General features: G+C 63.2%; 21 protein-coding genes and 2 tRNA genes. 11 read left to right on the top strand and 12 right to left on the bottom strand.

Annotated elements, in window-relative coordinates; translation table 11 throughout:
- The first annotated feature begins 261 nt into the window (after nt 1-261).
- The 3 genes from MESCI_RS22115 to rbsK are packed head-to-tail and all read left to right on the top strand — an operon-like array spanning nt 262 to nt 2728.
- Nucleotides 262-1320 (top strand): ABC transporter ATP-binding protein, encoded by a 1059-nt coding sequence (locus MESCI_RS22115; protein WP_013532182.1) that lies wholly within the window; start codon nt 262-264, stop codon nt 1318-1320.
- A gap of 21 nt (nt 1321-1341) precedes the next feature.
- The gene (locus tag MESCI_RS22110) at nt 1342-1794 is read left to right on the top strand and encodes an RbsD/FucU family protein (RefSeq protein WP_013532181.1); all 453 of its coding nucleotides are present in this window, start codon (nt 1342-1344) and stop codon (nt 1792-1794) included.
- Nucleotides 1795-1798: 4 nt separating this feature from the next.
- Complete coding sequence (rbsK, locus tag MESCI_RS22105) at nt 1799-2728, top strand: ribokinase (RefSeq protein ID WP_013532180.1); 930 nt, start codon at nt 1799-1801, stop codon at nt 2726-2728.
- 129 nt (nt 2729-2857) lie between these two features.
- On the opposite strand, the gene MESCI_RS22100 is transcribed toward rbsK, so the two are convergent.
- Nucleotides 2858-2934: transfer RNA gene (locus tag MESCI_RS22100), tRNA-Asp, on the bottom strand.
- Between the two features lie 216 nt (nt 2935-3150).
- Between MESCI_RS22100 and MESCI_RS22095 the strand changes: the two genes are divergently transcribed.
- A tRNA-Val gene (locus tag MESCI_RS22095) sits at nt 3151-3226 on the top strand.
- A gap of 1 nt (nt 3227) precedes the next feature.
- Here the strand turns inward: MESCI_RS22095 and MESCI_RS22090 are convergent.
- The 6 genes from MESCI_RS22090 to MESCI_RS22065 form a co-directional block, all read right to left on the bottom strand.
- Nucleotides 3228-3881 (bottom strand): GNAT family N-acetyltransferase, encoded by a 654-nt coding sequence (locus tag MESCI_RS22090; protein WP_013532179.1) that lies wholly within the window; start codon nt 3879-3881, stop codon nt 3228-3230.
- A complete protein-coding gene (locus MESCI_RS22085; protein WP_013532178.1) occupies nt 3878-4648 on the bottom strand; it encodes an SDR family NAD(P)-dependent oxidoreductase in 771 nt (256 codons plus the stop codon). Before MESCI_RS22085 ends, MESCI_RS22090 begins: the two co-directional genes overlap by 4 nt.
- A gap of 13 nt (nt 4649-4661) precedes the next feature.
- Nucleotides 4662-5657: an ABC transporter permease gene (locus tag MESCI_RS22080; RefSeq protein WP_013532177.1), complete on the bottom strand. Its 996-nt coding sequence runs from the start codon at nt 5655-5657 to the stop codon at nt 4662-4664.
- A 145-nt stretch (nt 5658-5802) separates the two neighbouring features.
- Entirely contained in the window at nt 5803-6843 is a 1041-nt protein-coding gene (locus MESCI_RS22075) for a sugar ABC transporter substrate-binding protein (RefSeq protein ID WP_013532176.1), read from the bottom strand.
- Between the two features lie 39 nt (nt 6844-6882).
- Nucleotides 6883-7647, bottom strand: a complete 765-nt coding sequence (locus tag MESCI_RS22070) for an ATP-binding cassette domain-containing protein (RefSeq protein WP_013532175.1) — start codon at nt 7645-7647, stop codon at nt 6883-6885.
- Complete coding sequence (locus tag MESCI_RS22065) at nt 7644-8810, bottom strand: ROK family transcriptional regulator (protein ID WP_013532174.1); 1167 nt, start codon at nt 8808-8810, stop codon at nt 7644-7646. The genes MESCI_RS22070 and MESCI_RS22065 overlap by 4 nt, the downstream gene beginning before the upstream one ends.
- A 224-nt stretch (nt 8811-9034) precedes the next feature.
- Between MESCI_RS22065 and MESCI_RS22060 the strand changes: the two genes are divergently transcribed.
- Both MESCI_RS22060 and MESCI_RS22055 read left to right on the top strand, forming a co-directional pair.
- Entirely contained in the window at nt 9035-10213 is a 1179-nt protein-coding gene (locus tag MESCI_RS22060) for a M24 family metallopeptidase (protein ID WP_013532172.1), read from the top strand.
- Nucleotides 10200-11429, top strand: coding sequence for a M20 metallopeptidase family protein (locus MESCI_RS22055; RefSeq protein ID WP_013532171.1), 1230 nt, complete (start codon nt 10200-10202; stop codon nt 11427-11429). Before MESCI_RS22060 ends, MESCI_RS22055 begins: the two co-directional genes overlap by 14 nt.
- Before the next feature lie 49 nt (nt 11430-11478).
- Here MESCI_RS22055 and MESCI_RS22050 read toward each other — a convergent pair whose 3' ends face one another.
- Nucleotides 11479-12783 carry a M23 family metallopeptidase gene (locus tag MESCI_RS22050; RefSeq protein ID WP_013532170.1) on the bottom strand — a complete coding sequence of 435 codons (1305 nt, stop codon included), beginning with the start codon at nt 12781-12783 and terminating at the stop codon, nt 11479-11481.
- Between the two features lie 150 nt (nt 12784-12933).
- The gene (locus MESCI_RS22045; RefSeq protein WP_013532169.1) at nt 12934-13401 is read right to left on the bottom strand and encodes a peroxiredoxin; all 468 of its coding nucleotides are present in this window, start codon (nt 13399-13401) and stop codon (nt 12934-12936) included.
- A 95-nt stretch (nt 13402-13496) separates the two neighbouring features.
- Between MESCI_RS22045 and MESCI_RS22040 the strand changes: the two genes are divergently transcribed.
- Nucleotides 13497-16871: a DUF3971 domain-containing protein gene (locus MESCI_RS22040; RefSeq protein ID WP_013532168.1), complete on the top strand. Its 3375-nt coding sequence runs from the start codon at nt 13497-13499 to the stop codon at nt 16869-16871.
- 6 nt (nt 16872-16877) lie between these two features.
- Here MESCI_RS22040 and tyrS read toward each other — a convergent pair whose 3' ends face one another.
- On the bottom strand, nt 16878-18131 hold the full coding sequence (gene tyrS / locus MESCI_RS22035) for a tyrosine--tRNA ligase (protein ID WP_013532167.1): 1254 nt from the start codon (nt 18129-18131) through the stop codon (nt 16878-16880).
- Nucleotides 18132-18416: 285 nt separating this feature from the next.
- Here tyrS and MESCI_RS22030 point away from each other — a divergent pair, with 285 nt between their 5' ends.
- The gene (locus MESCI_RS22030) at nt 18417-20060 is read left to right on the top strand and encodes an ArnT family glycosyltransferase (protein WP_013532166.1); all 1644 of its coding nucleotides are present in this window, start codon (nt 18417-18419) and stop codon (nt 20058-20060) included.
- A 45-nt stretch (nt 20061-20105) separates the two neighbouring features.
- Nucleotides 20106-20936 carry a phosphatase PAP2 family protein gene (locus MESCI_RS22025; protein WP_013532165.1) on the top strand — a complete coding sequence of 277 codons (831 nt, stop codon included), beginning with the start codon at nt 20106-20108 and terminating at the stop codon, nt 20934-20936.
- An 11-nt stretch (nt 20937-20947) separates the two neighbouring features.
- On the opposite strand, the gene MESCI_RS22020 is transcribed toward MESCI_RS22025, so the two are convergent.
- Together MESCI_RS22020 and MESCI_RS22015 are read right to left on the bottom strand one after the other, a co-directional pair.
- Entirely contained in the window at nt 20948-21598 is a 651-nt protein-coding gene (locus tag MESCI_RS22020) for an FMN-binding negative transcriptional regulator (RefSeq protein ID WP_013532164.1), read from the bottom strand.
- A gap of 20 nt (nt 21599-21618) precedes the next feature.
- Nucleotides 21619-22293 (bottom strand): alpha/beta hydrolase, encoded by a 675-nt coding sequence (locus MESCI_RS22015; RefSeq protein WP_013532163.1) that lies wholly within the window; start codon nt 22291-22293, stop codon nt 21619-21621.
- Between the two features lie 236 nt (nt 22294-22529).
- Here MESCI_RS22015 and MESCI_RS22010 point away from each other — a divergent pair, with 236 nt between their 5' ends.
- Both MESCI_RS22010 and sufB read left to right on the top strand, forming a co-directional pair.
- Entirely contained in the window at nt 22530-23693 is a 1164-nt protein-coding gene (locus MESCI_RS22010; protein WP_013532162.1) for a cysteine desulfurase family protein, read from the top strand.
- A gap of 242 nt (nt 23694-23935) precedes the next feature.
- Nucleotides 23936-25453 (top strand): Fe-S cluster assembly protein SufB, encoded by a 1518-nt coding sequence (gene sufB, locus MESCI_RS22005; protein ID WP_013532161.1) that lies wholly within the window; start codon nt 23936-23938, stop codon nt 25451-25453.
- Nucleotide 25454 lies beyond the last annotated feature (1 nt).

Raw genomic sequence — 25454 nt, 5'->3', positions numbered from 1 at the left:
AATAAATCGGCCAACTGTCGGACGCCGGAGCGCCAACGATGCTCCCGTTTCGGAAACGAATTAGGCAGGACCCCACCCTGCGTCGATTGAAGTTCCGATTGCGGATCGGGCACCGACATTTTGACCAGCGCCTGCCACTATTCTCACAACCCAACGCCGTGTCAACGAGAGCGGGTTTTTATCTATAAGGGACCGACTTGCCCTGGCAGGTCGCGTTGGTTAGCTTCTGCGCCTACGGCTAATGGAGCCGATGGGGGAGACATGGCGCAAGTCGCGATCAGCAAGGTGGCCAAGGCCTTTGGAACGGTCAAGGTTCTGCACGAAGTCAGCGTCGATATCGCAGACGGACAGTTCGTGGTGCTGGTTGGCCCTTCGGGTTGCGGCAAGTCCACGCTGCTCAGGATGGTGGCCGGGCTGGAGACCGTCTCCGCCGGCACGATCGCCATCGGCGACCGCGTCGTCAATCATCTGCCGCCGGCCAAGCGCGACATCGCCATGGTGTTCCAGAACTATGCGCTCTATCCGCATAAGACGGTCGAGCAGAACATGGCCTTCGCGCTCAAGCTCAGGAAAACAGATCCGGCCGTGGTCGCCGAGCGGGTCAAGCGCGCCGCCGACATCCTCGACCTCAATCCCTATCTGAAGCGCTATCCCCGCCAGCTTTCCGGCGGGCAGCGCCAGCGCGTGGCCATGGGCCGCGCCATCGTGCGCAATCCGCAGGTGTTCCTGTTCGACGAGCCGCTGTCCAATCTCGACGCCAAGCTGCGCGTGCAGATGCGCACCGAGATCAAGGAACTGCACCAGAGGCTGAAGACCACCACCATCTACGTCACCCACGACCAGATCGAGGCCATGACCATGGCCGACAAGATCGTTGTCATGCGCGACGGCCGCATCGAGCAGGTCGGCGCGCCGCTGGAACTGTTCGACCGCCCGGCCAACCTGTTTGTCGCCGGCTTCATCGGTTCGCCTTCGATGAACCTGCTCAAGGGCGTCATGCGCAAGGGCGATAAGCCCGGTGTCGACATCGCGGGCACGCTGTTCCCGATCGGATCGGGCAATGCCGCGCAGGACGGTCAAGCGGTCGTCTATGGCGTGCGACCGGAGCACCTCGAGATCCATCCCGACGGCGTGCCGGCGAAGATTTCGGTGGTCGAGCCGACCGGCTCGGAAACGCTGGTGTTCCTGCGCTTCGGCGAAGGCGAGATGGTGGCGCTGTTTCGCGAGCGCCACGACTTCAAGCCGGGCGACACGCTGAAGCTGAAGCCAAGGCTTGACCAGATCCATCTTTTCGACGCCGAGACCGGCAAGCGTCTCTGATCCCAACGCACGAGGAATACCATGCTCAAAGGCATCAACCCGCTGCTCAATGCCGACGTGCTGCAGGCATTGCGGGCAATGGGGCATGGCGATGATCTGATCATCGCCGACACCAATTTTCCGTCCGATTCGGTGGCGCGCCAGACGGCGCTCGGCCGCGTGCTGCGCATCGATGCCTCGGCCGCGCAAGTGGTCAAGGCGGTGCTGTCGCTCTACCCGCTCGACACGTTCGTCGACGATTCGGCCGCGCGCATGGAAATCGTCGACAAGCCGGACGAGATTCCTGCAGTGCAGAAGGAAGTGCAGAAGGAAGTCGATAAGGCCGAGGGCAAGTCGTGGCCGATGATCGCGGTCGAGCGCTACGCCTTCTACGAGCGCGCCAAACAAGCCTATTGTGTCATCCAGACCGGCGAACGCCGCTTCTATGGCTGCTTCGCCTTCCGCAAGGGCGTCGTGCCGCCGGATGCGGAGTAGCGGCATGGCTTCGGGCAAGCCGGTCGTCATATTGGGTGTGTTCGTCGCCGACACCGCCTACAGGGCGCAGCGGCAGCCGCGCATGGGCGAAACGATCCTCGGCACATCCTTCACGCTGGGTCCCGGCGGCAAGGGCTCGAACCAGGCGGTGGCCGCCGGCAAGCTCGGCGCCGACGTCACCTTCCTCACCCGCCTCGGCGTCGATCCCTTCGCCGACATGGCCAGGCAGACCTGGGCGCAGGCGGGCGTCAAGAATGCCGTCATCGATACGCCGGAAAGCTACACCGGCGCGGCCTACATCTTCGTCGAGGAGACCACCGGCAACAACGCCATCATCGTCAGCCCCGGTGCCGCCATGCTGATCTCTCCAGCCGATATCGAAGCCAATGCCGCATTGATCAGCAATGCCGGCGTCTTTGTCACGCAGCTCGAACAGCCGATCGAAGCAGCCATGCGGGCGTTGGAGATCGCGCGTGGGGCAGGGGTGACGACGATCCTCAATCCGGCCCCTGCGGCAAAGCTTCCCGACCGCATCTACACGCTCTGCGACTACCTCACGCCCAACGAGACCGAGACGGAGGAACTGACCGGGATGAAGGTGTCCTCGGTCGACGAGGCGCGAGCCGCCGCCGACAGTCTGCTCAAAAAGGGGGTCGGCACAGTCATCGTCACGCTCGGCGACAAGGGCGCGCTTTTGCACTCGAAAGATCGCTCCGACCACGTTCCAGCCGTCAGCGCCGGCCCGGTGGTCGAAACCACGGGGGCAGGCGATGCTTTCAATGGCGGGCTTGCGGCAGCACTTTCGAGGGGCGTGGAACCGCTGCAGGCGGTGCGCTTCGCTTGCGCCGTCGCCGGAATCTCAGTGACCCGGCCAGGGACTGCGCCATCCATGCCGACGCTGCAGGAGGTCGAGGCGCTGCTGGCGAGAGGATGATCTTGCGGGGCCAGACCTAGGCGCGGGCCAAAAGAACCTGAGTTACCTCAGGTCTCTTGCAAGACAACATTTTTGACAATCAATGTCGACATTTCTCCAAAGCCAAGGGCTTGATACCCTTGAGAGAAATGGCGCGAGTGACGGGGCTCGAACCCGCGACCTCCGGCGTGACAGGCCGGCACTCTAACCAACTGAGCTACACCCGCGCATGGCGAACACGTGTCAGCCGTGTTCGTCGTTGGGGCGCTGGATAAGGGGTTCGCCACCGGGTGTCAAGCGCACCAAACCATCATAACAGCAAACAGGAGAAGGTTTTTTGACAGCCGGCGTTTTGTTGGCAAAACCGGCATCCAACCAGGGCGTCCTGCGCTCATTTGGCCTTGCGAAGCGGACCCTGACCGCTTAAAGGTCCGGCCCGGAGCGGGCGATTAGCTCAGTTGGTAGAGCGCTTCGTTTACACCGAAGATGTCGGCGGTTCGAGCCCGTCATCGCCCACCATTCATATAACTCCCGGTGCGGTTGTCAGCCGTTTGGCGACATAGATGCTGTGGTCCGGCAATTCCGGCTCCCGCAACACCGCGAACCCGATGGCCCTGTAGAAGCGCAGCGCGTTGTGATTGTCCGGCATCACTTCGAGGCAAAGCCCGCGTGAACCGAGCGCGGCGAGCCTTTGCTCGAGAAAAGCCATCGCCCGCCGGCCGATGCCTTTGCCACGCGCTTGCGGCAAAAGGTCGATATGACCGTGCGAAGGGTAGGCAGCCAGGGCCGGCGGAATGGTGAAGTCGCGATGATGGATCTGGTGGCGAGCCCAGTCGCTGCCGCTCCAGCGTGTGCGGTCGGGTCCGGGATCGGTCACCTGCGCGCGAAGGCGCGGATACCACTTTGCGGCCAGGCCTGCATTGAAAGCCTTTGTGTCTTTTGCACCCAGCAGATAGCCCGCGGCGCCCGTTGGCCCATCGACGATGAAAGCGAGGTCGGGCTCCAGCACCTGGTAGGGGATGGTGTAGATCTGGCCCAACAGATCCGGAGCGTCTTCGCGACCGGTTGCATCCTGGCCGGCATCACCGGTCTTGAGGCAGATCATGGCAAGTGCTGGATGGTCGGCCTCGGTCGCCTGGCGCAGGAAGAAGCCATCGCCGAAATCGATGATCATGGCGGAACGAGCCGGAAATCGCTGCCTTCGGGCAGCAACTGCCCGCCATCGACGACGATGGTCGTGCCGGTGATGTAACTGGCATCGTCCGAGGCGAGGAACAGGAAGGCATTGGCGACGTCGCGCGGGCTGCCGAGGCGGCCAAGCGGGATGGAATCCTCCATGTTCTTGATGAACGCCTCGCCGCGATGCAGCTCGATCGCTTCGGTCAGGATGTTGCCGGGCTCGACGCCGTTGACGGTGATGCCGTAGCCGGAGAATTCCAGTGCCGCGGCGCGGATGAAGCCGTTGATGCCGGCCTTGCTGGCCGAATAGTGGCCATGGCCCGGGCTGGTGACATGCGGACCGGTGATGGAGGAGGTGTAGAGCATGCGGCCGAAGCGTTGCGCCTTCATCGGCACCAGGGCCGCGCGGCTGGCATTGAAGGTGCCGCGCAGATTGACCGCCATGACGCGGTCCCAGTCGTCGGCGCTGGTGTTCTCGATCAGCTGCCAGGGATAGATGCCGGCATTCTGCACGATGATGTCGAGACGGCCATGCTGCTTCAGCGCCAGCGCCACGGCGGCCTCGGCGTCGCTCATTTGCGAGATGTCGGTGCGGATGAAGGGGACGCCCAACTCGCCAGCGGTCGCTTGCCCGGCCTCGACTTCGGTGTCGGCGAGCACCAGCCGCGCTCCCTCTTCGGCAAAGCGGAGCGCAATGCCCTTGCCGATGCCGCGGGCGGCGCCGACGATGAGCGCCACCTTGTCTTTTAGCCGTCCTGTCATGCGAGCCGTCCTGTCATGCGAGTCGTTGGCGAATGGTTTGCTTGAAGGCGTCGAGCAGCACCGCGGCCAGCACCAGCAGGCCATGAATCACCTGGGTGAAATTGGCCGGCAGGCCCATCAAATTGATCGCCGTGTTGATGGCCGAGAGCAAAAGCACGCCGGCATAGACGCCGGGGAGGGTGCCGACGCCGCCTTTGAGGCTGACGCCGCCGATGACGACCGCGGCGAAGGCGTTGAACAGCAAGCCGACGCCGAGATTGGCGGTGGCGCCCGACGTGCGGATCGCCAGCAGCCAGCCAGCGAGGCCGGCGATGGCGCCGGCGAGCACGAAGGCGATGATGAGATTGCGGTTCACCCGGATGCCGGCGCGGAAGGTCGCCGTCTCGTTGCCGCCGATCATCACCAGATGCCGGCCGAACGGCGTCTTGGCCATGATCAGCGAAAAGACCACGAAACAGCCAACCGCGATCCAGGCGGTGAGCGGCAGGCCGACAAGGCGCTGGATGCCGAACCAGCGGATGGCCGGCGCCAGGTCCTGCGCCGAGCGGCCGCCCGACACGACCAACACGAGGCCGCGCACCCAGATGTAGGACGCCAGCGTGATGATGAAGGCGCTCATCTTCACCTTGACCACCAGATAGCCGTTGAAGGCGCCGATGAGACCCCCGACTGCCAGCGCCAGCAGCAGCGAAACCGGAACCATCAGCCACTCGGGATGCAGCTGCACGCCCATGCCGATGCCCGACGAGCAAAACAGGATGCCGACCGCCATGGCGCTGAGCGCTGCGACGGATTCGACCGACAGATCCATGTGACCGGCGATGATCACCAGCGCCAAGCCGATCGACATGACGCCGAGCACGCTCGAAGCCTCGATGATATTGGCGAAGATGCCGAGCTGAAAGTAGTTCGGGACGAAGATGGAGAAGACCACCAGCACGAACAGCAGCATGAACCAGACGAGGTTGTCGAGTACGAACTCCAGGGCTTTGCGTGTGCGCGGGTTCATGGGTTGATCCGGTTGGCGCCCCCGCGAAATCAACTCGATTTCGTCGGGTTCAGGCGCGGATTCAAATTCGCCACGGCATCCTTTCGGACGCGGCGGTGTGAAAGGCAGGCTCCGGGCCGCTACAGCCCGGAGCGCTTTCAGATGACTATTCGACCGACTTGACGGTGTCCGTCGGCGGCTTCTGGTTGCCCCAGAAGGCCGGATTATCGACGTTTTCCTTGGTGATCGCTGCACCGGGGATCTTGATGTTCGGACCCCAGGCTTCCTTGGTCACGGTCGATTTCAGGCCGAGCACGTCGTATTCGCCGGGCTTGATTTCCTGCTTCTTGACGATCTTGTCCATGAACATGGCGACAGCCGCGGCCTGCGCGTAAAGCGGCTGCTCGATTTCGGCGTTGAGCCAGCCCTTGCGGATCAGGTCGAGGCCGACCGGAGCGCCGTTCGAGCTCATCAGCATGACGTCGCCCGGCTTCTTGCCGGCCGCCTCGAGCGAGGCGACGGCGGCGACCGATAGGTGCGCGGCATGGCTGAAGATCAGGTCGATGTCGGGGTTGGCCAGCATCTGGTCGGCAACGATTGTGCCGGCATTGCTGGCTTCCCATTGCATGGCCGGAAGCGAGATGATCTTGACGTCCGGAAATGCCTTCATCTTCTCCTCAAAACCCTTCTGGATGTCGAGCGTGTAGGGATCGCCGGGGTCGCCGAGCACCTGCAGAACCTTGCCCTTCACCGAGCCGTTCTTGGCTTTCAGCAGCTTCTCGGCCTGATCCGCGGCGACGTAGCCGATCTCGACCGTTCCGGCGACAGAGGTGAAGTCGGACGGGGTCGAGGTGATCTGGCGGTCGAACTCGACCACCGGGATGCCGGCGGCGCGCGCGGCTTCGATGGACGGTTTCAGCGCATTGAAGTCGACTGCAGCCAGGATGATGGCCGCCGGCTTCAGCGCGATGACGTCGTTCATCTGCGATTGCTGGGCGTCGGTCTTGTTGTCGGCGTTCAGCGTCTTCATCTCGTAGCCGGTCTGCTTCAGGAACAGTTCCAGCGCGCTCACCGAGCCGGTCTGGAACTCGTCCAGCAGGGTCGGCACCATATAGTAGACGATACCCTTGGACTGGGCGAATGCCGGCGTGAGCGTGGCAAAGGCCAGTGCAAGGATACCGAAGACAGCAAGAAGTATTCGCTTCATGTCGTTCGCTCCTCTTAAGCCGGACCCCTCTTTTGTCCCTCAGCCTGTCGGTCCGGCACCGGCAAGCGTCTCACCGGTGATCATGTTGATCACCGCGTCGGGACTTGTTTTATTGCGTGCGACATCGCCGGCCACGACGCCCTGGCGGATCACCACGATCCGGTCGGCGACCTGAAAAGCCTGCTGCATGATATGGGTGATGATGACGACGCCGATGCCCTGGTTGGCCACCTGGCGGATCATGTCGAGACCGCGCCGCGTCTGTTCGACACCGAGGGCGGCAAACGGTTCGTCGAGCAGCACCAGCTTGCCGCCCCAGTGCACGAAGCGGTTGAGTTCGATGGCTTGCCGCTGGCCGCCCGAGAGATGCTCGACATTGGCCCGCAGCGAGGGAATGCGGGTGCCGGCATTGGCCAGCGCCTTTCCGACGACGGCTTCCATGGCGCGCTCGTCGAGCACGGGAATGCCGAGAAACTTGCGGGTGATCTCGCGGCCCATGAAGAAATTGGCGACCACGTCGACATTGGTGCACAGCGAGAGATCCTGGTAGACGGTCTCGATGCCGGCCGCCTTGGCCTCGGCCGGTGATTTGGCGAGGAATTCCTTGCCCTCGAACAGCATGCGGCCCGATGTCGGCTCCAGTCCGCCTGATATGATCTTCACCAGTGTCGATTTGCCGGCGCCGTTGTCGCCCAGCAGCGCCACGACCTCGCCCTTGCCGATCGAGAAGCTGATCCCCTTGAGCGCTTCGATCGCGCCATAGTTCTTGGTGACGTTGTCGAGCACCAGCAGGGGTTCACTCATGCCGCAATCTCCCTGCCTTTGAGAAGGTCGCGCTCGCGTTCGCGTTCGGCCGCGAACATCTGCCCGAAGCGAGGTGACAGAACCCCGGAAACCGCCAGGGCGGCGGCGCCGCGCAGCACGGAATGCTGTCCGCCGCGCGCGACCACGACCCTGGGCGTCGTGCGGTCCTTGCGGGCCGAGACGGAGTTGTGCAGGCCTGCGGCCGAACCAGCCAGCATTTCGAGCAGGTCAGTGGACGCCAGCCCGCCGAGGATGACCGTCTCCGGGTCGAACAGATTCTCGATGACGGCGACGGCGTTGTGAAAGATCGGTGCGACTTCGGCCACCCAGTCGGCCTCGCTGCCGTTCCAGCGCCGGAGCGCCTCGAGCGACAAATATCTTTCGAGGCAGCCGCTGTTGCCGCACGGGCAGGCTTCGCCGCCGGGAATGACGGGAATGTGTCCGATCTCGCCGGCATTTCCCCAGGCGCCGCGCAAGGCGCTGCCGTCATGAACCATGACGCCGCCAAGGCCGACGCCGAAATAGAGATAGTAGTATTCGGAAAACTGGGCGCCGAGGCCATAGAGGCGCTCGCCCATGGCGGCCGCGGCCATATCGGTTTCAAAGAAGGCCGGCAATCCGGTGGAGGCCGCCAGCCGTTCGCGCAGCGCCACGTCCTTCCAGCCGGTCATGGTGGTCGGCCCCACGAAACTCATGGACTCCACGTCGAATGGGCCGGGCAGGGCCATGCCGACGCCCAGCACCCGTCCGCCAGCCCGCAGCCGGGTCAATTCCACCACCATCGCCCCGATCAACTCGAAGGCGTGGTCCGGCGTCGCGTTCGGCGCTTCGCGGTAGATGCTCTCGATCACGTCGCCGCTCAGATTGATCAAGGCGGCGCTGATACCAAGCGGAGTGATGTGGATGCCGACGGCATAGCCGCCCTCGGGGTTGATCCGGAGCGTCGCCGGCGGCAGGCCGCGCCCCTTCGGCTCTTCGCGCAGCGACAGGATGTAGTCCTGATCTTCCAGTTCGCGAACGATGGTCGATACGGTCTGGACGGTGAGGCCGACGCGCCGGGCGATCTCGCCGCGCGCGATCGGCCCGTGCAGGCGGATGGACTCAAGCACGATGCGCCGGTTGTATGGCCGCCCGAACTCCTGATTGGTCCCCCGCAGTGCCATGCCTTGCGCCCCTTAGGAGAGGATAGCTTGGCACCGCTTATTTATTCAGTCAAATGGAATTCAAAAATAAATGATAGTGAAACACAATCTTGGGAAGGCCGGGTATGGACGTACCCGGTTCAGGACCTGCCCACACGCCGCCCTGGCCGATTGCCGCCATGGCGAAACCTCTTCAATGGTGAGCGAACCCCGCGACCGTTGATCTGACAAAGCATGGAGCAAAGATGATCGAATTGCCGTTTGCCCGCGACGAGTACCAACAACGGCTTCGCAAGATCCGCACAGAGATGGCCAAGCGCGGTCTCGAGCTCCTTGTCGTCAACGACGTTGCCAACCAGCATTACATCACCGGCTATGACGGCTGGTCGTTCTACACGCCGCAAATGGTGCTGGTTCCAATCGAGGAGGTCGAGCCGGTCTGGATCGGGCGCGCCATGGATGCGGCCGGCGGTCTTCTGACAGCCTGGATGAAGCCGGAAAACGTGGTCGGCTTTCCGGAAGACCATGTCCAGCGCGTCGATCGCCATCCCATGGACTGGATTGCGGACTGGATCGTCGCCAGGGGCTGGGGGAGCCGCCATATCGGCATCGAACTCGAAGCCTATTATTTCTCCCCCAAGGCGCACGCCCGGCTTGTCGCCGGACTTCCCAATGCAAAATGGCACGATGCCGACCTGCTGGTGAACTGGATCCGGGCGGTCAAATCGGCGCCGGAGATCGCCTATTTGCGCAAGGCATCGACGCTCGCCGAAGCGGCCGTCACGCGAGCCTTCGAGGTGATCGCGCCGGGCGTTCGCGAATGCGATGCCATCGCCGCCATCCAGGCGGCGCAGATCGCGGGCAGCCCGGATTTTGCCGGCGACATCACAGCACTTCCGCCGACAATCCTCGGTGGCGAGAATGCCTCGGCGCCGCACATCATGTGGAGCGACAGGCGGTTCGGAGAAAACGAGACGATTGCGCTGGAACTTGCCGGCGTTTGCCGCCGCTATGCCGCCGGCCTCGCCAGGACCATGCAGCTTGGCAAGACGCCGACAAATGTCTCGGATACCGCCAAAGCGGTGATCGAGGGCATGGACGCGGTGCTCAACGCGGTCAGGCCGGGAACGACTGCCGAAGCGGTCGAAGCTGCCTGGCGCAAGGTCATCCAGCGTTATGGACTGAAGAAGGAATCGCGCATCGGCTACTCCATCGGCGTCGCCTATCCGCCGGATTGGGGCGAACACACGATCAGCCTCAGGCCGGGCGACAAGACGGTGCTTGAACCGGGCAACGTCGTTCATTCCATCCTTGGCATGTGGATGGACGGCTGGGGCATCGAGGTCAGCGAGACCATCCTGGTCACCGAAACCGGCCACGAGACCCTGACGAAGTTCCCGCGAGAGATCCATGTCAAATCCTGAGGGTTCGGCCACGGCGGGTGGTGTTGCGAAAACCGTGACGACCGATATCGACGCCGGAATTCTCGACCGGATGATCGAGGTCCGTCGCCATCTGCACCGCAATCCCGAGCTTTCGAACCAGGAGGCCGGCACGCAGCGTTACCTCAGGCAGATGCTGGTGGATCAGGGAATCGTCGACATTCGCGACGTCGCCGGCTTTGGCCTTGCCGTCGATATTGTCGGCGCCGGGAGGCCGTCAAATCGAAAGATCGCCATTCGCGCCGACATCGATGCCTTGCCGATCGAGGAGGAGTCCGGTGTCGACTATGCATCGACCAATCCAGGTGTGATGCATGCCTGCGGTCACGACGCCCATGCATCGATGGCTTTCGCGGTGGCCGCGCATCTTCACCAGTCGCGGGACAGTTTTGGCGGTACCGTTCGCCTGATCTTCCAGCCGGCCGAGGAGGACGAACCGTCGGGCGGCAAGCGGGTGGTGGAAGAGGGGCTTCTCGACGACATCGACGCCGCCATCTGCGTCCACGTCGATCCGTACACACCGACCGGCAAGATCGCCGTCGGCTCCGGTCCCTACACTCTGGCCTGTGACACGTTCGATGTGGCCGTCATCGGCTCGGCGGCACACGCGGCAAAACCGCATGAAGGTGTCGATGCGTTGGCCGTGGCTTGCTCCCTGGTGAGCGAATTGCAGAAGATCGTTTCGCGCGAGACCGATCCGTACGATCCGCTGGTGATTTCCGTCACGGCCATCAATGGCGGCAACGCATATAATGTCACCGCCGGCAGGGTCACGTTGAAAGGCACCATCCGCAGCGGCAGCGATGCAACCCGCGAGCGGGCCTGGCACCGCGTTCGTACGATAGCCGCGGGTATGGCGACGAGCCACGGCGCGCGTGTCGAGGTCGACATCCACAAGGGCGAACCCGGCGTCGTCAACGATGTCGAGATGACAGAGCTGATTGCCGCCAGCGCCAAGGCCTGCATCGGTGCCGACAACGTCCTCAACACGCCCGGATGGACGATCGCGGACGACTTTGGCTACTACAGCGAGAAACGTCCTTCGGTCTATTTTCGGCTGGGAATCCGGAACGAGGAGATCGGATCGGTCTTTCCGCTCCATCACGCCCGGTTTCGTATCGACGAGGCCGCGTTGAAGGTCGGCGCAACCACCTTGGTTGCGGCAGCGACGGCGTTTCTGTCGACGGGAGCGCCTTAGTCAGCCATCATGATGGTCATCGGCGCATGGGGCAGGAGCCTGGGATCGCTTACAGATACTGGGCGACCTTCTTGCCGACCGTGAGGAAGCGCAAGGGATCGATCGCTTCGCCATTGTGGCGGACTTCGTAGTGCAGATGCGGGCCGGTCGAGCGGCCGCTGCTGCCGGTCTTGCCGATGACGGCGCCGGCGTCCAGTTTCTCGCCGACGGTCACGTCGATCTCGCTGAGATGCCCGTAACGTGTCGCAAAACCATTGCCGTGGTCGACTTCAACCATGCGGCCATAGCCGCCGTTCCAGCCGGCTTTGGTGACGGTGCCAGGCGCCGTGACTTTTGCGGCCATGCCGATCGGCGCCCTGAAATCCATGCCGGAATGCAGGGCGGCGGTGCCAAGGAGAGGGTCGGTGCGCACGCCGAACGGGCTGGTGACGGAGTGACCCGGAGCCGGATTGGTCAGCGGCAGCTGGCGCGCTTCTTTCTTGAGATGATCGAGCGCATCAAGCGCTTCGTCCAATTCCTTGACCTTGCTGTCGAACATCATCGAACTGTCGACCGGGATCAGCGGTCCGCCGACGTCGCTGTCGCCCTTGCCGAAGTCGCTGTCGACGGGCAGTCCGGCCGCCTCGAGCGCCTGGGTGATGGCATCGGCGCTCTTATAGGCATTGTCGGCAAGCGTGCTAATGCGGGTCAGTTGATCACTCTCGATGGATTTCAACGACTGGTTGATCGAGACGAAGAGCTTGTCGGCACGATCGGCGGCTGAATCATTGGGCAGCGGATCGGAGCGGGTTGACCACAGCGAGAACGGCCTTGTGTCGCCGGCGCCGAGATCGGCGCTCAGGCTGGCGACCGCATAATTCCGCGCGGGCTCTTTGATGCTGCCGGTCGCTTCGGCGCGTTTGTCCGGCTTCGCAGCCGCTGCCGGATCTTCGGCCGGCGCTGCGCCGACTTCGCTCTCGGCGCGTTCGAGCAGCGGACCAAGGCGGCCATGACGCTGGCTCAACTGGCTCTGGCGTTCAAGCAGTTCGCTGACCTTGGTTTCCATCAGCTGCTGGTCGAGCAACTGGCGGCTGGTGATGCGGTCGACCTGGGCGCGAAGCGCCGAAATGCGATCTTCATAGGCTTGCTGCATGCGCGCCTGACGCGCCGTTGTGGCGCCGATCAAATCGTCGCGCAGCACGAGATAGGAGGTGGCCATGAGGTAGCCGACGGCAATGGCGGCCAGCGCCGAGCCGATAAAGGCCGCCAGCCACGGTCGGATCGTAAAATGCCTGATCTCGTTGCCCCGGGCGATGATGACCGTATGGGGCTCCTTACGCTTGCCGAAGACTGCGGACTGACCGGTTGCGTTCACGGGACCAAGCTTTCGTTTACGACACCACGACAGCTTGATTACACATTATTAGGGTTAACAAAGGCTTGCAGCGATAGCTTGCTCACAGCGATTGCCCGCCAGGCGTGCGTAAGGTTGCAAGGGAACCTGGGCCAGCCTCGCCGGCAAACCTCAAAGCGCTCGAACGGCCTCGAGCACCTCTTCGGCATGGCCCTTGACGCGGACCTTGCGCCAGATCCTGGCGATCCGCCGGTCGCGGCCGATCAGGAACGTCGCGCGCTCGACGCCCATATACTTGCGGCCATACATCGATTTCTCGACCCACAGATGGTAGGCCTCGATTACCTTGCGCTCCTCGTCGGCGGCGAGGTCGATGGTGAGATTGTATTTCGACTTGAACTTGTCGTGCTTCTTGACGGGGTCGGGCGACAGGCCGATCACCACGGCGCCGGCCTTCTCGAACTCCGGCTTCAACTGCGAGAAGCTGATCGCCTCCTGCGTGCAGCTTGTTGTGTCGTCCTGCGGATAGAAATAGAGCACGATGGGCTTGCCGGACGATGCGGCAAGGCTGACCGATCCGCCGCCGTCCCGCGGCAGGTCAAATTGCGGCGCAAGATCGCCTACGTCGAGGTCAGCCATACCGATGCCCTTGTTTGAGGTTACGCGCGAAGCCACACCGATATAGTGTCGGACGGGGATTCGTCCACGATCGAGTTCGTACAACGGAAAATTGCGTGGATCAGGAGCGACCGCAGCACGAGAAGATCCGGTTCAGGCGTGATGAGATCACCGACCTGGGGACCTTTCCGTCCGCCTGCCGTGTGCCGCCGCTTGGTCAGGCGTCGATCGGACGCGGTTTTCGCATCCTGTCGCGACTGTTCGCCGGTCTGGTCGCTTTCGTGCTGCTGGCCGCCGTGCTCGTTTATCTGGTTGGCGCCTCCGGCATCGGAGCCGACCGGCTTCGCGCCGAGGCGGAAACGGCGCTTGAGAAACTGGCGGGCGTCGATGTCAATGTCGCGGTCGGGCCTGCCCGCATCACGCTCGACGGTTCGAGTTTCATCGCGCTTCAGGTCAGCGACGTCAGCTTGAAGACATCAGACGGCAAGCCGATGGCCGATGCCGGCCGCGTGCGCTTCGGCGTGCGTCTGTTCCCGCTGCTGTGGGGAGATGTGCGGCTGACCAGCGCCAGGATCTCGGATGCCCGCATCGTCGTGGCGGCGATGCCGTCAAGCGGCGACTGGACCGCCGGCCTGCGCAATGCGGACGGCCTCATCGATCCGGAGAAGCTGTCCGCCGCGGTGTTCGGAAACATCAACCACGCACTCGATGCCGTACGGGAGGATTCGCTGCGTCGCATCGATCTTCGCAATGTCGAATTCGTGCTGCCCGAAACCGGAGCGATCAAGCTCGTCAAGATCACCGACGCCACCGTCGTGCAGTCGGGACCGGGCGGCATGCAGTTTTCCTCGAAGGCAGACATCGACGGCAGGACGCTTACGGTTGCCGCTACCGCCACCCGTGATATCGCGGCGCACCGGGTCACGGCGCTGGATGCGAGCATCGATCTGGCCGACACCGGCGCGGCCGCTGCCGGCAAGTTGGGACCCGTCGCGTTGAAGCTGACGGGATCGGAAGGGTTCGGCGTGAACGCATCGCGGCTGACGGCCGCTTTGTCATCGACGGGCTCTGTCCTCGATCTCGGCACGCGAGGATTGCTGCCGGCGGACGTCGATATCAATGCGACGCTGGTTGCTGGCAGCAACAAGGTCCAGGTCGACAGATTGCTGCTGAAGACCGGCCGCTCGACATTCGATTTCGCCGGTTCGATCGGGCCGAAGCCGGCAAGCGGAGCGGTGGGTGAAGAGCCCTCCTATCGCTACGACCTGACCAGCGACGGGTCGTCGCTTGCGCCGTCGGAGTCGCCCGAGCCGGCGCTCACCTTCCTCGCCCGGATCGCCGGTGTCTACAACACGGTGAGCCACAAACTGGTGGCCGAGCAGATCGCGCTTCGGTCCGCCGGCTCGGGCGAGATGCTTGGCACCGCCGCCGTGGCGTTCGTCGACGGCAAAGTGCCGGGGATCAATCTGGCGTTCAACATCCACGACATGCAGGTCTCTCACGTCAAGCAGCTATGGCCGTGGTTTTCGGCGCGCAATGCCCGGCTGTGGGTGCTGGCCAATCTGTTCGGCGGCCGTGTCGTCGACGCCAACCTTCAGTTCCAGGTGGTGCCGGGCCGGCTCGGCAACGGCGTGCCGCTTTCGGCCGATGAGGTGTTCGGCCGCTTCCAGATCGAGGGATCGCGATTCGACACCGCCGGCCGCATCCCGCCGATACGCGACGCGGTCGGCGTCGTCGGTTTCCACGGCAACGATGTCGATATCTCGCTGTCCTCGGGCACCGTCTACATGCCCAGCGGCCGCACCGTGGCGGCCAGCAACGGCACGCTGACGGTCAAGGCGGCCAACCGCCCGCCGGTCGTCGGCGCGCTCGACATCGATGTCGACGGCGACGCATCCGCCGTTGCCGAACTCGCATCCTACGAGCCGATCAACGCCATGCGCCATGTCGGCATTCTGCCGGAGGACCTGTCGGGCAGCGTCACCGGTCACGTCAAGGCGGATATTCCGCTGCAGTCCGGCGTCGACTCCTCGAAGCTCGATTGGCTGGTGTCGCTCGACTACACCGGCATGTCCCTGGCCAAGCCCTTCGAAGGACAGGTCGTGACGGATGCCGACGGTTCGATCACGGTCGACCCCGAGAAGGCGGTGATCTCCGCCAAGGCGTTGCTGAACGGCATTCCGGCCGAACTCGATCTGATCGAGCCGCTCAGGGATGAGGGGCCGGCGCGCAGCCGCAAGGTGGCCCTGGTGCTCGACGACAAGATCCGCGCCGCCGCCATGCCCGGCCTGAAGCCGCTGCTTGCCGGAACTGTGAAGGTGGCGATCGACAAGAACGGCAGCGGCGACCAGAACGTCTCGGCCGACCTGACCAACGCCAGGCTGGACATTCCCTGGGCGGGCTGGAGCAAGGGGGCGGGGGTGCCCGCCAACGTCACCTTCGTCATGACCAAGTCCGGCGACACCACGACGCTGTCCGATTTCAATCTCGACGGAAAGACGTTCTCCGTCGACGGCAGCATCGTGCTGGTCAATGGCGCCTTGTCGTCGGCGCGGTTCAGCAAGGTCACCTTGAACAGAGGCGACGACGTTGCTGTGTCGGTGAAGCGGTCCGGCAAGGGCTATGCGGTCGACATATCGGGCAATGCGCTCGATGCCCGCTCGCTCATCAAGCAGTTCACCTCCGACGTCGACACGGCTACCAAAACCACCGGTTCCGACGCCATTTCCGTCAGCGCCGATGTCGACCGGCTGACCGGTTTCCACGACGAGCAATTGTCCAATCTGAAGCTCGACTACAGCGCGGCCGGCTCGCGGGTGAACGGGCTGAAGGTCAGCGCCACGGCCAGTTCAGGTGCGGCCATATCGATCAGCAACACGACCGGCGCCGGCCGGCGCACGCTCAACATGCAGTCCGCGGACGCCGGCGCCATCCTGAGATTCCTCAACATCTACGAACATATGGAAGGCGGCGTGATCACGCTCGCACTGGCCGGGCCGAGCGACGGATCGCTCAAGGGCAAGGTCGACACCAGCAATTTTTTCGTCGTCAACGAGCCGAAACTCGCCTCCATCGTCTCGACCACGCCGGCCGGCGACAACCGCAGCCTCAACCAGGCGGTCAAGGGCAAGCTGGACACGTCGCGGGTGAAGTTCGAACGCGGCTACGCCGAGATCGACAAGGGCAGCGGCTATCTGAAACTGGCCAATGGCGTGCTGCGCGGACCGCGCATCGGCACGACGTTCCAGGGCACGCTCTACGACCAGAACAACAACATGGACATGACCGGCACGTTCATGCCGGTCTATGGCCTCAATCGCATCTTCGGCGAATTGCCCATCGTTGGCGCGCTGCTCGGCAATGGCCGCGACCGTGGCCTGATCGGCGTCACCTACCGGCTCAAGGGCAACGCCAACAAGCCGCTGCTGGACATCAATCCGCTGTCGGTGATCGCGCCCGGAATATTCAGGTCGATCTTCGAATATAGGTGAGCGAGTTCAGGCCGGTCGCACCAGAATGTGTTTTTTCTTTCCCAAGGAAAGCTTTACGACGTTTTCCGGACTCAAATCCTGAGGGGTCACCAGCCGGCGCTCGTCGCTCACCGGCTCGTCGTTCAGGCGCACGGCGCCGCCCTGCACATGCCGCCGCGCTTCGCCGTTCGACGCCGCCAGTCCGGCGGTGACCAGCAGCGACAGGATGCCGACGCCGGTTTCGAGCGCTGTCTTGTCGACCTCGACGGTCGGCAGCGACTCCGCGAGCGCGCCTTCCTCGAACGTCTTGCGCGCCGTATCGCTGGCTTGCTCGGCGGCCGCGCGGCCGTGCAGCAGGGCGGTGATCTCGGTGGCGAGGATCTTCTTGGCCTCATTGATCTCGGATCCGCCGAGCCGCTCGAGCCGCGCCACCTCGTCCAGCGGCAGCGTCGTGTAGAGCTTCAGGAAGCGGGCGACGTCGGCATCCTCGGTGTTGCGCCAGTACTGCCAGAATTCGTAGGGGCTCAGCATCTCCGCGTCGAGCCAGACCGCGCCCGACGCCGACTTGCCCATCTTGGCGCCCGACGAGGTGGTGAGCAGCGGCGTGGTCAGTGCATAGAGCTGCGCGTCCTCCATGCGGCGGCCGAGATCGATGCCGTTGATGATGTTGCCCCACTGGTCGGAGCCGCCCATCTGCAGGCGGCAGCCGAGACGCTTGTAGAGCTCGACGAAATCATAGGCCTGCAGGATCATGTAGTTGAATTCGAGGAACGACAGCGACTGCTCGCGATCGAGCCGCAGCTTGACGGAATCGAAGGCCAGCATGCGGTTGACCGAAAAGTGACGACCGACATCGCGCAGGAAATTGACGTAGTTGATCTCCATCAGCCAATCGGCGTTGTTGACCATGATGGCGTCGTTGGGACCGCTGCCGAATTTGAGGTAGGGCATGAAGTTGCGGCGGATACCGGCAAGATTGTCTTCGATGTCCTGCGGGGTCAAAAGCTTGCGCGCCTCATCCTTGAACGACGGGTCGCCGATCATCGAGGTGCCGCCGCCCATCAGCGCGATCGGCCGGTGACCGGTCTGCTGCAGCCAGTGCAGCATCATGATCTGGATCAGCGAGCCGGCGTGCAGGCTCTTGGCGGTCGCGTCGAAGCCGATATAGGCTGTCACCGTCTCCTTGGCGAAGATATTGTCGAGACCGGCATCATCCGAAGTCTGGTGGATGAAACCGCGCTCGCTCATCGTGCGCAGGAAATCCGATTTGAAGGCAGGCATTTTTTCTATTCCCGAAAGCGTCCGGCCGCTGTGGCTCAGGCGTGCATGAACGCGGGCGTTTAGCATCCAAGCGCGATCAGCAAAAGTGGTTTCCGGTTTTGCGACTGATCGCGCCAGACAAAGGTCCAGCGATCAGCAAAAGTGGTTTCCGGTTTGCAGCCCGCGCGGATGGCGTTGCGAATCCTTGCTTCGTCGTTTGGGCTGGCGTATTGAGGCGCCGCGCAGGGCAGGGCCTGAGGCGCCGCGACGGGGCCATCCCGCAGATCAGATCCGGAAAGCTCCGCGATGAACAGGAACTATCTCTTTCTCTTTCTGTTCAGCGTGCTGATGACGTTCAGTGGACTGGCGAGCCTTCCACCCATCGACCGCGACGAATCCCGTTTTGTCCAGGCTACCAAGCAGATGGTCGAAACCTCCGACTATGTCGACATCCGTTTTCAGGATGCCTCGCGCTACAAGAAGCCGATCGGCATCTACTGGCTGCAATCGGCGGCCGTGGCGCTGAGCGGCGAGGGGGCGGCGGCGCCGATCTGGGTCTACCGCCTCGTCTCCATGCTTGGCATTGCCTTGGCCGTCGTCGGCATCGCCTGGACGGGCACCAAGCTGTTCGGGGCCAATGCCGGTCTCGCCGCCGGCCTGATGATGGCGGCGATCTTCGCCACCGCCTTCGAGGGCCGTGACGCCAAGACCGACGCCATGCTGCTGGCCTGCTGCGTGGCGGCGCAAGGCGCGCTCGCCCAGATCTATCTGGCAGCGCGCCGCAACGAACCGGTAGCCGCCCATCTGCCGTGGATTTTCTGGGCCGCTCAAGGCCTTGGAATTCTTATCAAGGGGCCGGTGGCTCCGCTGTTGTCGTTGCTCACGGTCGCCGCCCTGTTTGCCTTCGAGCGCGACTGGCGCTGGCTCCTGAAGCTGAAGCTCGTGCGCGGAGTCGCTCTGGTGGCGCTCATCGTGTTGCCCTGGGTTGCCCTCATCACCTGGAAGAGCGGCGGCACCTTTCTCAGCGATGCCGTCGGCAAGGACATGATGGCCAAGGTCGCCTCGGGCGAGGAATCGCACGGCCTGCCGCCCGGTTTCTACATGCTGACCTATTCCTTGTTCATGTGGCCGTTCGGCCTGATCGCGGTCGGCGCCGGGCTCCAGGCCCTCAACCGTCTGCGCGACGATCCCCGGCTGCGTTTCTGCCTCGCCTGGTACATTCCGTTCTGGCTGGTGTTCGAGCTGATCCCGACCAAGCTGCCGCACTATGTCCTGCCGGCCTATCCCGGCATGGCGCTGCTGATCGGCTGGCTGCTGACATTGTCGCCGCAGGAGGCGAATGCGCCGCTCAGGCGCTGGCAGGACTGGTTGTGGTGGTCGACCGCATTCGGTCTTGCCGTGGTCAGCCTTGGCCTGGCGGCGGTCTGCGTCGGAGCGCCGATCTATCTCACCGGCTCCTTTTCCTGGTGGAGCATCCCGGCCGCCGCGGCGGCGCTGGCGGCAGGGTATTTCGCTTTTTCGCGACAGCTGCAAGTGCCGCTCTCCCGCATCGGCGCCATCGCGGTTTGCGCCGGCATCACCTATGGGCTGTTGTTCGGCGTCATCGCGCCTTCGCTGAAGCCGATCTGGCTGAGCCCGGCGATCGAGGCGGCAGTCCAGGCCAACAGGCCTTGCGACACCACGGTGCTCGCCTCAGCGGAATATCACGAGCCGAGCCTGGTGTTCCTGGTCGGTACCAAGACCGTCCTGACCGATGTCGATGGCGTCGCCAAGCATCTGCTCGGCGACCCCACCTGCGCGCTGGCGCTGGCACAAATCGGCGACGAGCAGAAGCTGAATGGCCTGTTGGAGGCGCAAGGCAAGTCGGCGAGCCGCGTTGCCGAGGTCGACGGCCTCAACTATTCGTCGGGAGACAAACTGTCGCTCGGCCTCTATCGTGTAACCCAGTGACGGCTCGCCGATGCCCATGACGGCAACAATGGGGTCGAATTTCCTATGCTGGTGAAATCACGCCCGCCCGTTTCGAGCCTGCTCCTTGGCATAGGGCGCCGGTCGCTCGACAACTTTCGCGATACGATGCAGATCGCCAAAAGCCGCCTTGCCAGCCGTCCGGCCAGATACCCGAATATTTTGTGGTCGGTCTGGGTGCTGGTCTGGGTCTTGCTGACGGCGGCGGCGTTTGTTCGTCTCGACACTCCGGCCGGAATGCTTCACGGCAAGTGGTCGGCGGGATTTGCCCGGACTGCCGACTTTTTCACCCAGTTCGGCCTGGGAGGCTGGTATATCATTCCCTCAGTGCTTCTGCTTGTCGCCGCGAACCTGACGGATTGGCGAAGCCTGTCGCGGCGCTCGCTGATGCTGCTCTACAACTGGACCTGTCTGGCTTTTCTGGTGCTGTGCGCCACCGGCCTGTCGGGGATCGCCGTCAATGTGCTGAAATATGCCATTGGCCGGGCTCGCCCGCTCTATTACGAGGACTTTGGCGTGCTGACCCTGCACCCCTTCGCTTTCGATGCGCGCTTCGCCGGCTTTCCGTCCGGCCATGGTACGACAATGGGCGCGGTGTTCGGGGTCGCTTTGCTGTTGTTTCCGCGGCGATGGTACATCGCCCTGGCGATCACCGCCTGCATCGCCTCGACCCGTATCTTCGTTGGCGCGCACTATCCCAGCGACACCGTCGCCGGCTTCGGCCTTGGCTGCGGTTTCGCGCTTGCCTGCGGGCTGGTCTTTGCCCGGCTCGGCTTCATCTTCCGGCCGATGCCGTCGGGACTGCCGGTCCGCAAGAGAACGTTTCGGCTGATCGGACCGACAAGGAAGGCTGGCTGAGCATTCGAAGTTCAGTTGCCGTCCAGTCCGCCATAGGATCTGACCAGGTCGGCCATGCCGGGCGATTGGTGGTCTTCGCTTTCGAGCCCCTGCGCAACGCCGACGCGATCGGCGACCGGCCGGTTCTGGCTGACCTTCCACTTGCCGTGGATTTCGCTGATCTCGATTTCCAGCCCGATAATGCCCTTGATCTGCGACTGGATGAAGGGCTCCGGCGCATCGGTTACCGCCCAGGGCGCGGCGCGGGCGCCTTCCTGGGAGACGGTCAGATCGGCGATCTGCTGCGCCAGCCAGTCCTGATCATCCATCACCTTGACGGTGCCGCGAACCTGCACGATGGCATAATTCCAGGTCGGCACCACCTTGCCGGTCTCGCGCTTGGTCTCGTACCAGGACGGCGTCACATAGGCATCGCTGCCCTGGAAGACGATCAGTACGGTTGACGCCGGATTGTCGGCCAACAGGCGCCATTGCGGGTTGGCCCGCGCCAGATGGGCGCGCAGCCTGCCGTTCGGCCCGATTTCCGCGTCGAGCAGGAACGGGATGGCGTTGGCGACCGGCCCATCGGGTCCGTTGGAAATCAACAGGCCCAGCGGATGCGTCCGGATCAGCCCGTGCAGGATTTCCGGCCGCGTTTCCCTGAAATGAGGAGGTTCGTACATCGCCGTCCGTTCTTCCTTGTTTATCTCAGCCGCTTCGGCCGCGGATCCGACAATTCGCCGGCCAGCCGGCGGTCGAGATAGTCGGCGCATTCCTCGAGCAGCAGGTCGGCATCGTTGGAGAAGAAATGGTTGGCGCCGGGCAACGTCTTTTGGGTGATGGTGATGCCCTTCTGCGTGTGCAGCTTGTCGACCAGGCCCTGCACATCCTTTGGCGGCGCCACCTTGTCGGCATCGCCATGGATGATCAGGCCCGATGAGGGGCAGGGCGCCAGGAACGAGAAATCATAGGTGTTGGGCTGCGGGGCGATCGAGATGAAGCCTTCGATCTCGGGCCGGCGCATCAGAAGCTGCATGCCGATCCAGGATCCGAACGAGTAGCCGGCGACCCAGCAGCTCTTGGAATCGGGATGCAGCGACTGCACCCAATCCAGCGCCGCGGCGGCATCCGACAACTCGCCGGTGCCGTGGTCGAATTCGCCCTGACTGCGGCCGATGCCGCGGAAATTGAAGCGAAGCGTGGTGAAATCCCGCTTCTGGAACATGTAGAAGAGGTCGTAGACGATCTTGTTGTTCATCGTGCCGCCGAATTGCGGGTGCGGGTGCAGGACGATGGCAATCGGCGCGCTCTTTTCCTTGGAAGGCTGGTAGCGACCTTCCAGGCGGCCGGCAGGACCGGTGAAAATGACCTCAGGCATAAAATACTCCACTAGGTAATACGAATGCGCGGTGCCTGGAACGTTTCCTCTGGCCTTGACGCAGGGCGAGCGTCTTCTTAGAAGCTAGTTTAGAATTGTTCAAAACTGAGTGGCAAGACATCGAGCCCGGCCACCCGCGCCGCAAGCCGCGTAAATAGGACGGCTCGCCTTGGAATTTCAAGGAAATAACGCCATACGACGGCGGAATGGCTTCTGACGGGACTTGACGGACGAAAATGGCCGCAAAACGCGCCTATCTCGACTACAATGCCAGTGCGCCGCTGCTTGCCGCGGCCCGCGAAGCTATGGTCGCGGCGCTCGATGTCGCCGCCAATCCGTCATCGGTTCACGCCGAGGGGCGGGCGGCCCGCCGTCTGATCGAGACCGCAAGGCGTGACGTGGCGGCGCTCGTCAACGCCAAGCCCGAGCACGTCGTGTTCACCTCCGGTGCCACGGAAGCAGCCTCGACACTGCTGTCACCCGACTGGCAGATGGGGCGCGGCACGGTGCGCATGAGCCGGCTTTACGTGTCGGAGGCCGATCATCCCTGCCTGTTGAACGGCGGACATTTCCCGTCAGCGCAGGTGACGCGGGTCGGCGTCGACGCCAACGGTATCGCCGATCTCGACGCTTTGGCGGCAGCGCTCAGTGGTCATGACAAGAGCGAAGGCCTGCCGCTGGTTGCCATCCACGCCGCCAACAACGAGACCGGCGTCATCCAGCCGATCGATCGCATCGCCGGGATCGTCAAGGCTGCGGGCGGCGTCCTCGTCGTCGACGCGGTTCAGGCGGCGGGGCGTGTTTCGATCGATCTATCAGCGGGTTACGCCGATTACCTGATTCTGTCCTCGCATAAGATCGGCGGCCCCAAGGGCGTTGGCGCCATCGTCGCCGCTTCCGATCTGATGATGCCGAAGCCTCTGATCAATGGCGGTGGCCAGGAAAAGGGCCATCGCGGCGGCACCGAAAACCTCGCGGCCATTGCCGGCTTTGGCGCCGCCGCACGCGAAGCCCTGGCCGGGTTGCCGGCCATAGATGCGGTGCGCCGGCGCCGCGACGAGATCGAGGCCATCGTGAAAACCCTGGTGCCGGACGCGGAAATCTTCGGAACCGGTGCGCCAAGGCTTGCCAATACGGCATTCTTCGCTATTGCGGGCGTCAAAGCCGAAACCGCGCAGATCGCCTTCGACCTGGCCGGTGTAGCGCTGTCGGCCGGCTCTGCCTGTTCGTCGGGCAAGGTCGGACCGAGCCATGTGCTGAAAGCCATGGGATACGGTGACAGCCTTGGCGCCTTGCGCGTGTCGATCGGTCCGGCGACGGGCGCGGAAGACATCGAGTTGTTTCGCGTTGCGCTGACGGGAATCGCCGCGCGTCGGGCGGATAGAGAAAAAGCCGCGTGAGCGGTTGGGGCATCGGACCGAAAAGCGCGTAGCGGTTTTCGGGAAAATCCGATGCTTGACGAAAATGATTTGGGCCATTCGGCCTGGTAGAGCCGTGCGTTTCATGCTGGCCGGGTGAATTTCCGGTCGAAGCGCACTATATGAAACTTACGCTGCCGCAAGCGCCTTTTTGGGGTTCGTTTTGGCGGTGCCATAGTTTGAAAACTGTCGGGCCTTGACCCCGGCGTGGATGGAGAACGCATATGCCTGCTGTGCAGGACACGATCGATCGGGTCCGAAAGATCGACGTCGACCAATACAAATATGGATTCCAGACCGAAATCGCGATGGATAAGGCCCCCAAAGGCCTCAGCGAAGACATTATCCGTTTCATTTCGGCCAAGAAGGACGAACCGTCCTGGATGCTGGAATGGCGTCTGGAAGCCTATCGCCGTTGGCTGACGCTTGACGAGCCGACCTGGGCGCGCGTCCACTATCCCAAGATCGATTTCCAGGACATCTACTTCTACGCGGCGCCCAAGAGCACGCCCGGCCCGACCTCGCTCAGCGATGTCGATCCCGAACTCTTGAAGGTCTACGAGAAGCTCGGTATTCCGCTGCGCGAGCAGGAAATCCTCGCCGGCGTGCAGAAGACCGACGCCTCGGAACTCGAGGAAGTCAGCGACAATGTCTACAAATCGGGCCGCGTCGCCGTCGACGCCGTGTTCGATTCCGTTTCCGTCGTCACCACCTTCAAGAAGGAGCTGGCGCAGGCCGGCGTCATCTTCTGCTCGATCTCGGAAGCCATCCGCGAGCATCCCGAACTGGTGAAGAAGTATCTCGGCTCGGTTGTGCCGACCTCCGACAATTATTACGCCACGCTGAATTCGGCCGTGTTCACCGACGGCTCGTTCGTCTTCGTGCCCAAGGGCGTGCGCTGCCCGATGGAGCTGTCGACCTATTTCCGCATGAACGAGAAGAACACCGGCCAGTTCGAGCGCACGCTGATCATCGCCGAGGAGGGGGCTTACGTCTCCTATCTCGAAGGCTGCACGGCGCCGCAGCGCGATGAGAACCAGCTGCATGCCGCCGTCGTCGAACTGGTGGCGCTCGACGATGCCGAGATCAAATATTCGACGGTGCAGAACTGGTATCCCGGAGACGCCGAGGGCAAGGGTGGCATCTACAATTTCGTCACCAAGCGCGGCGACTGCCGTGGCGATCGCTCGAAGATCTCGTGGACGCAGGTCGAGACCGGCTCGGCGATCACCTGGAAATATCCGAGCTGCATCCTGCGCGGCGACGATTCCTCGGGCGAGTTCTATTCGATCGCTGTCTCGAACGGTTATCAGCAGGTCGACAGCGGCACCAAGATGATCCACCTCGGCAAGAACACGTCGAGCCGCATCATCTCCAAAGGCATCGCCGCCGGCTTCTCGCAGAACACCTATCGCGGCCAGGTCTCGGCGCACCGCAAGGCGACCAACGCCCGCAACTTCACCAACTGCGATTCCCTGCTGATCGGCGACCAGTGCGGCGCGCACACCGTGCCCTACATGGAAGCCAAGAATTCGACGGCGCAGTTCGAGCACGAAGCGACCACGTCGAAGATTTCCGAGGACCAGAAATTCTACGTCATGCAGCGCGGTATCCCTGAAGAGGAGGCGATCGCGCTGATCGTCAACGGCTTCGTCAAGGACGTCATCCAGCAACTGCCGATGGAATTCGCTGTCGAGGCGCAGAAGCTGATCGGTATCTCGCTTGAGGGCTCGGTCGGCTGAC

It is taken from the genome of Mesorhizobium ciceri biovar biserrulae WSM1271 (assembly GCF_000185905.1).
GTDB classification, from domain to species: domain Bacteria; phylum Pseudomonadota; class Alphaproteobacteria; order Rhizobiales; family Rhizobiaceae; genus Mesorhizobium; species Mesorhizobium ciceri.
The sequence above is the reverse complement of the archived record's forward strand: the minus strand, read 5'-3'. Positions and strand labels throughout refer to the sequence as shown.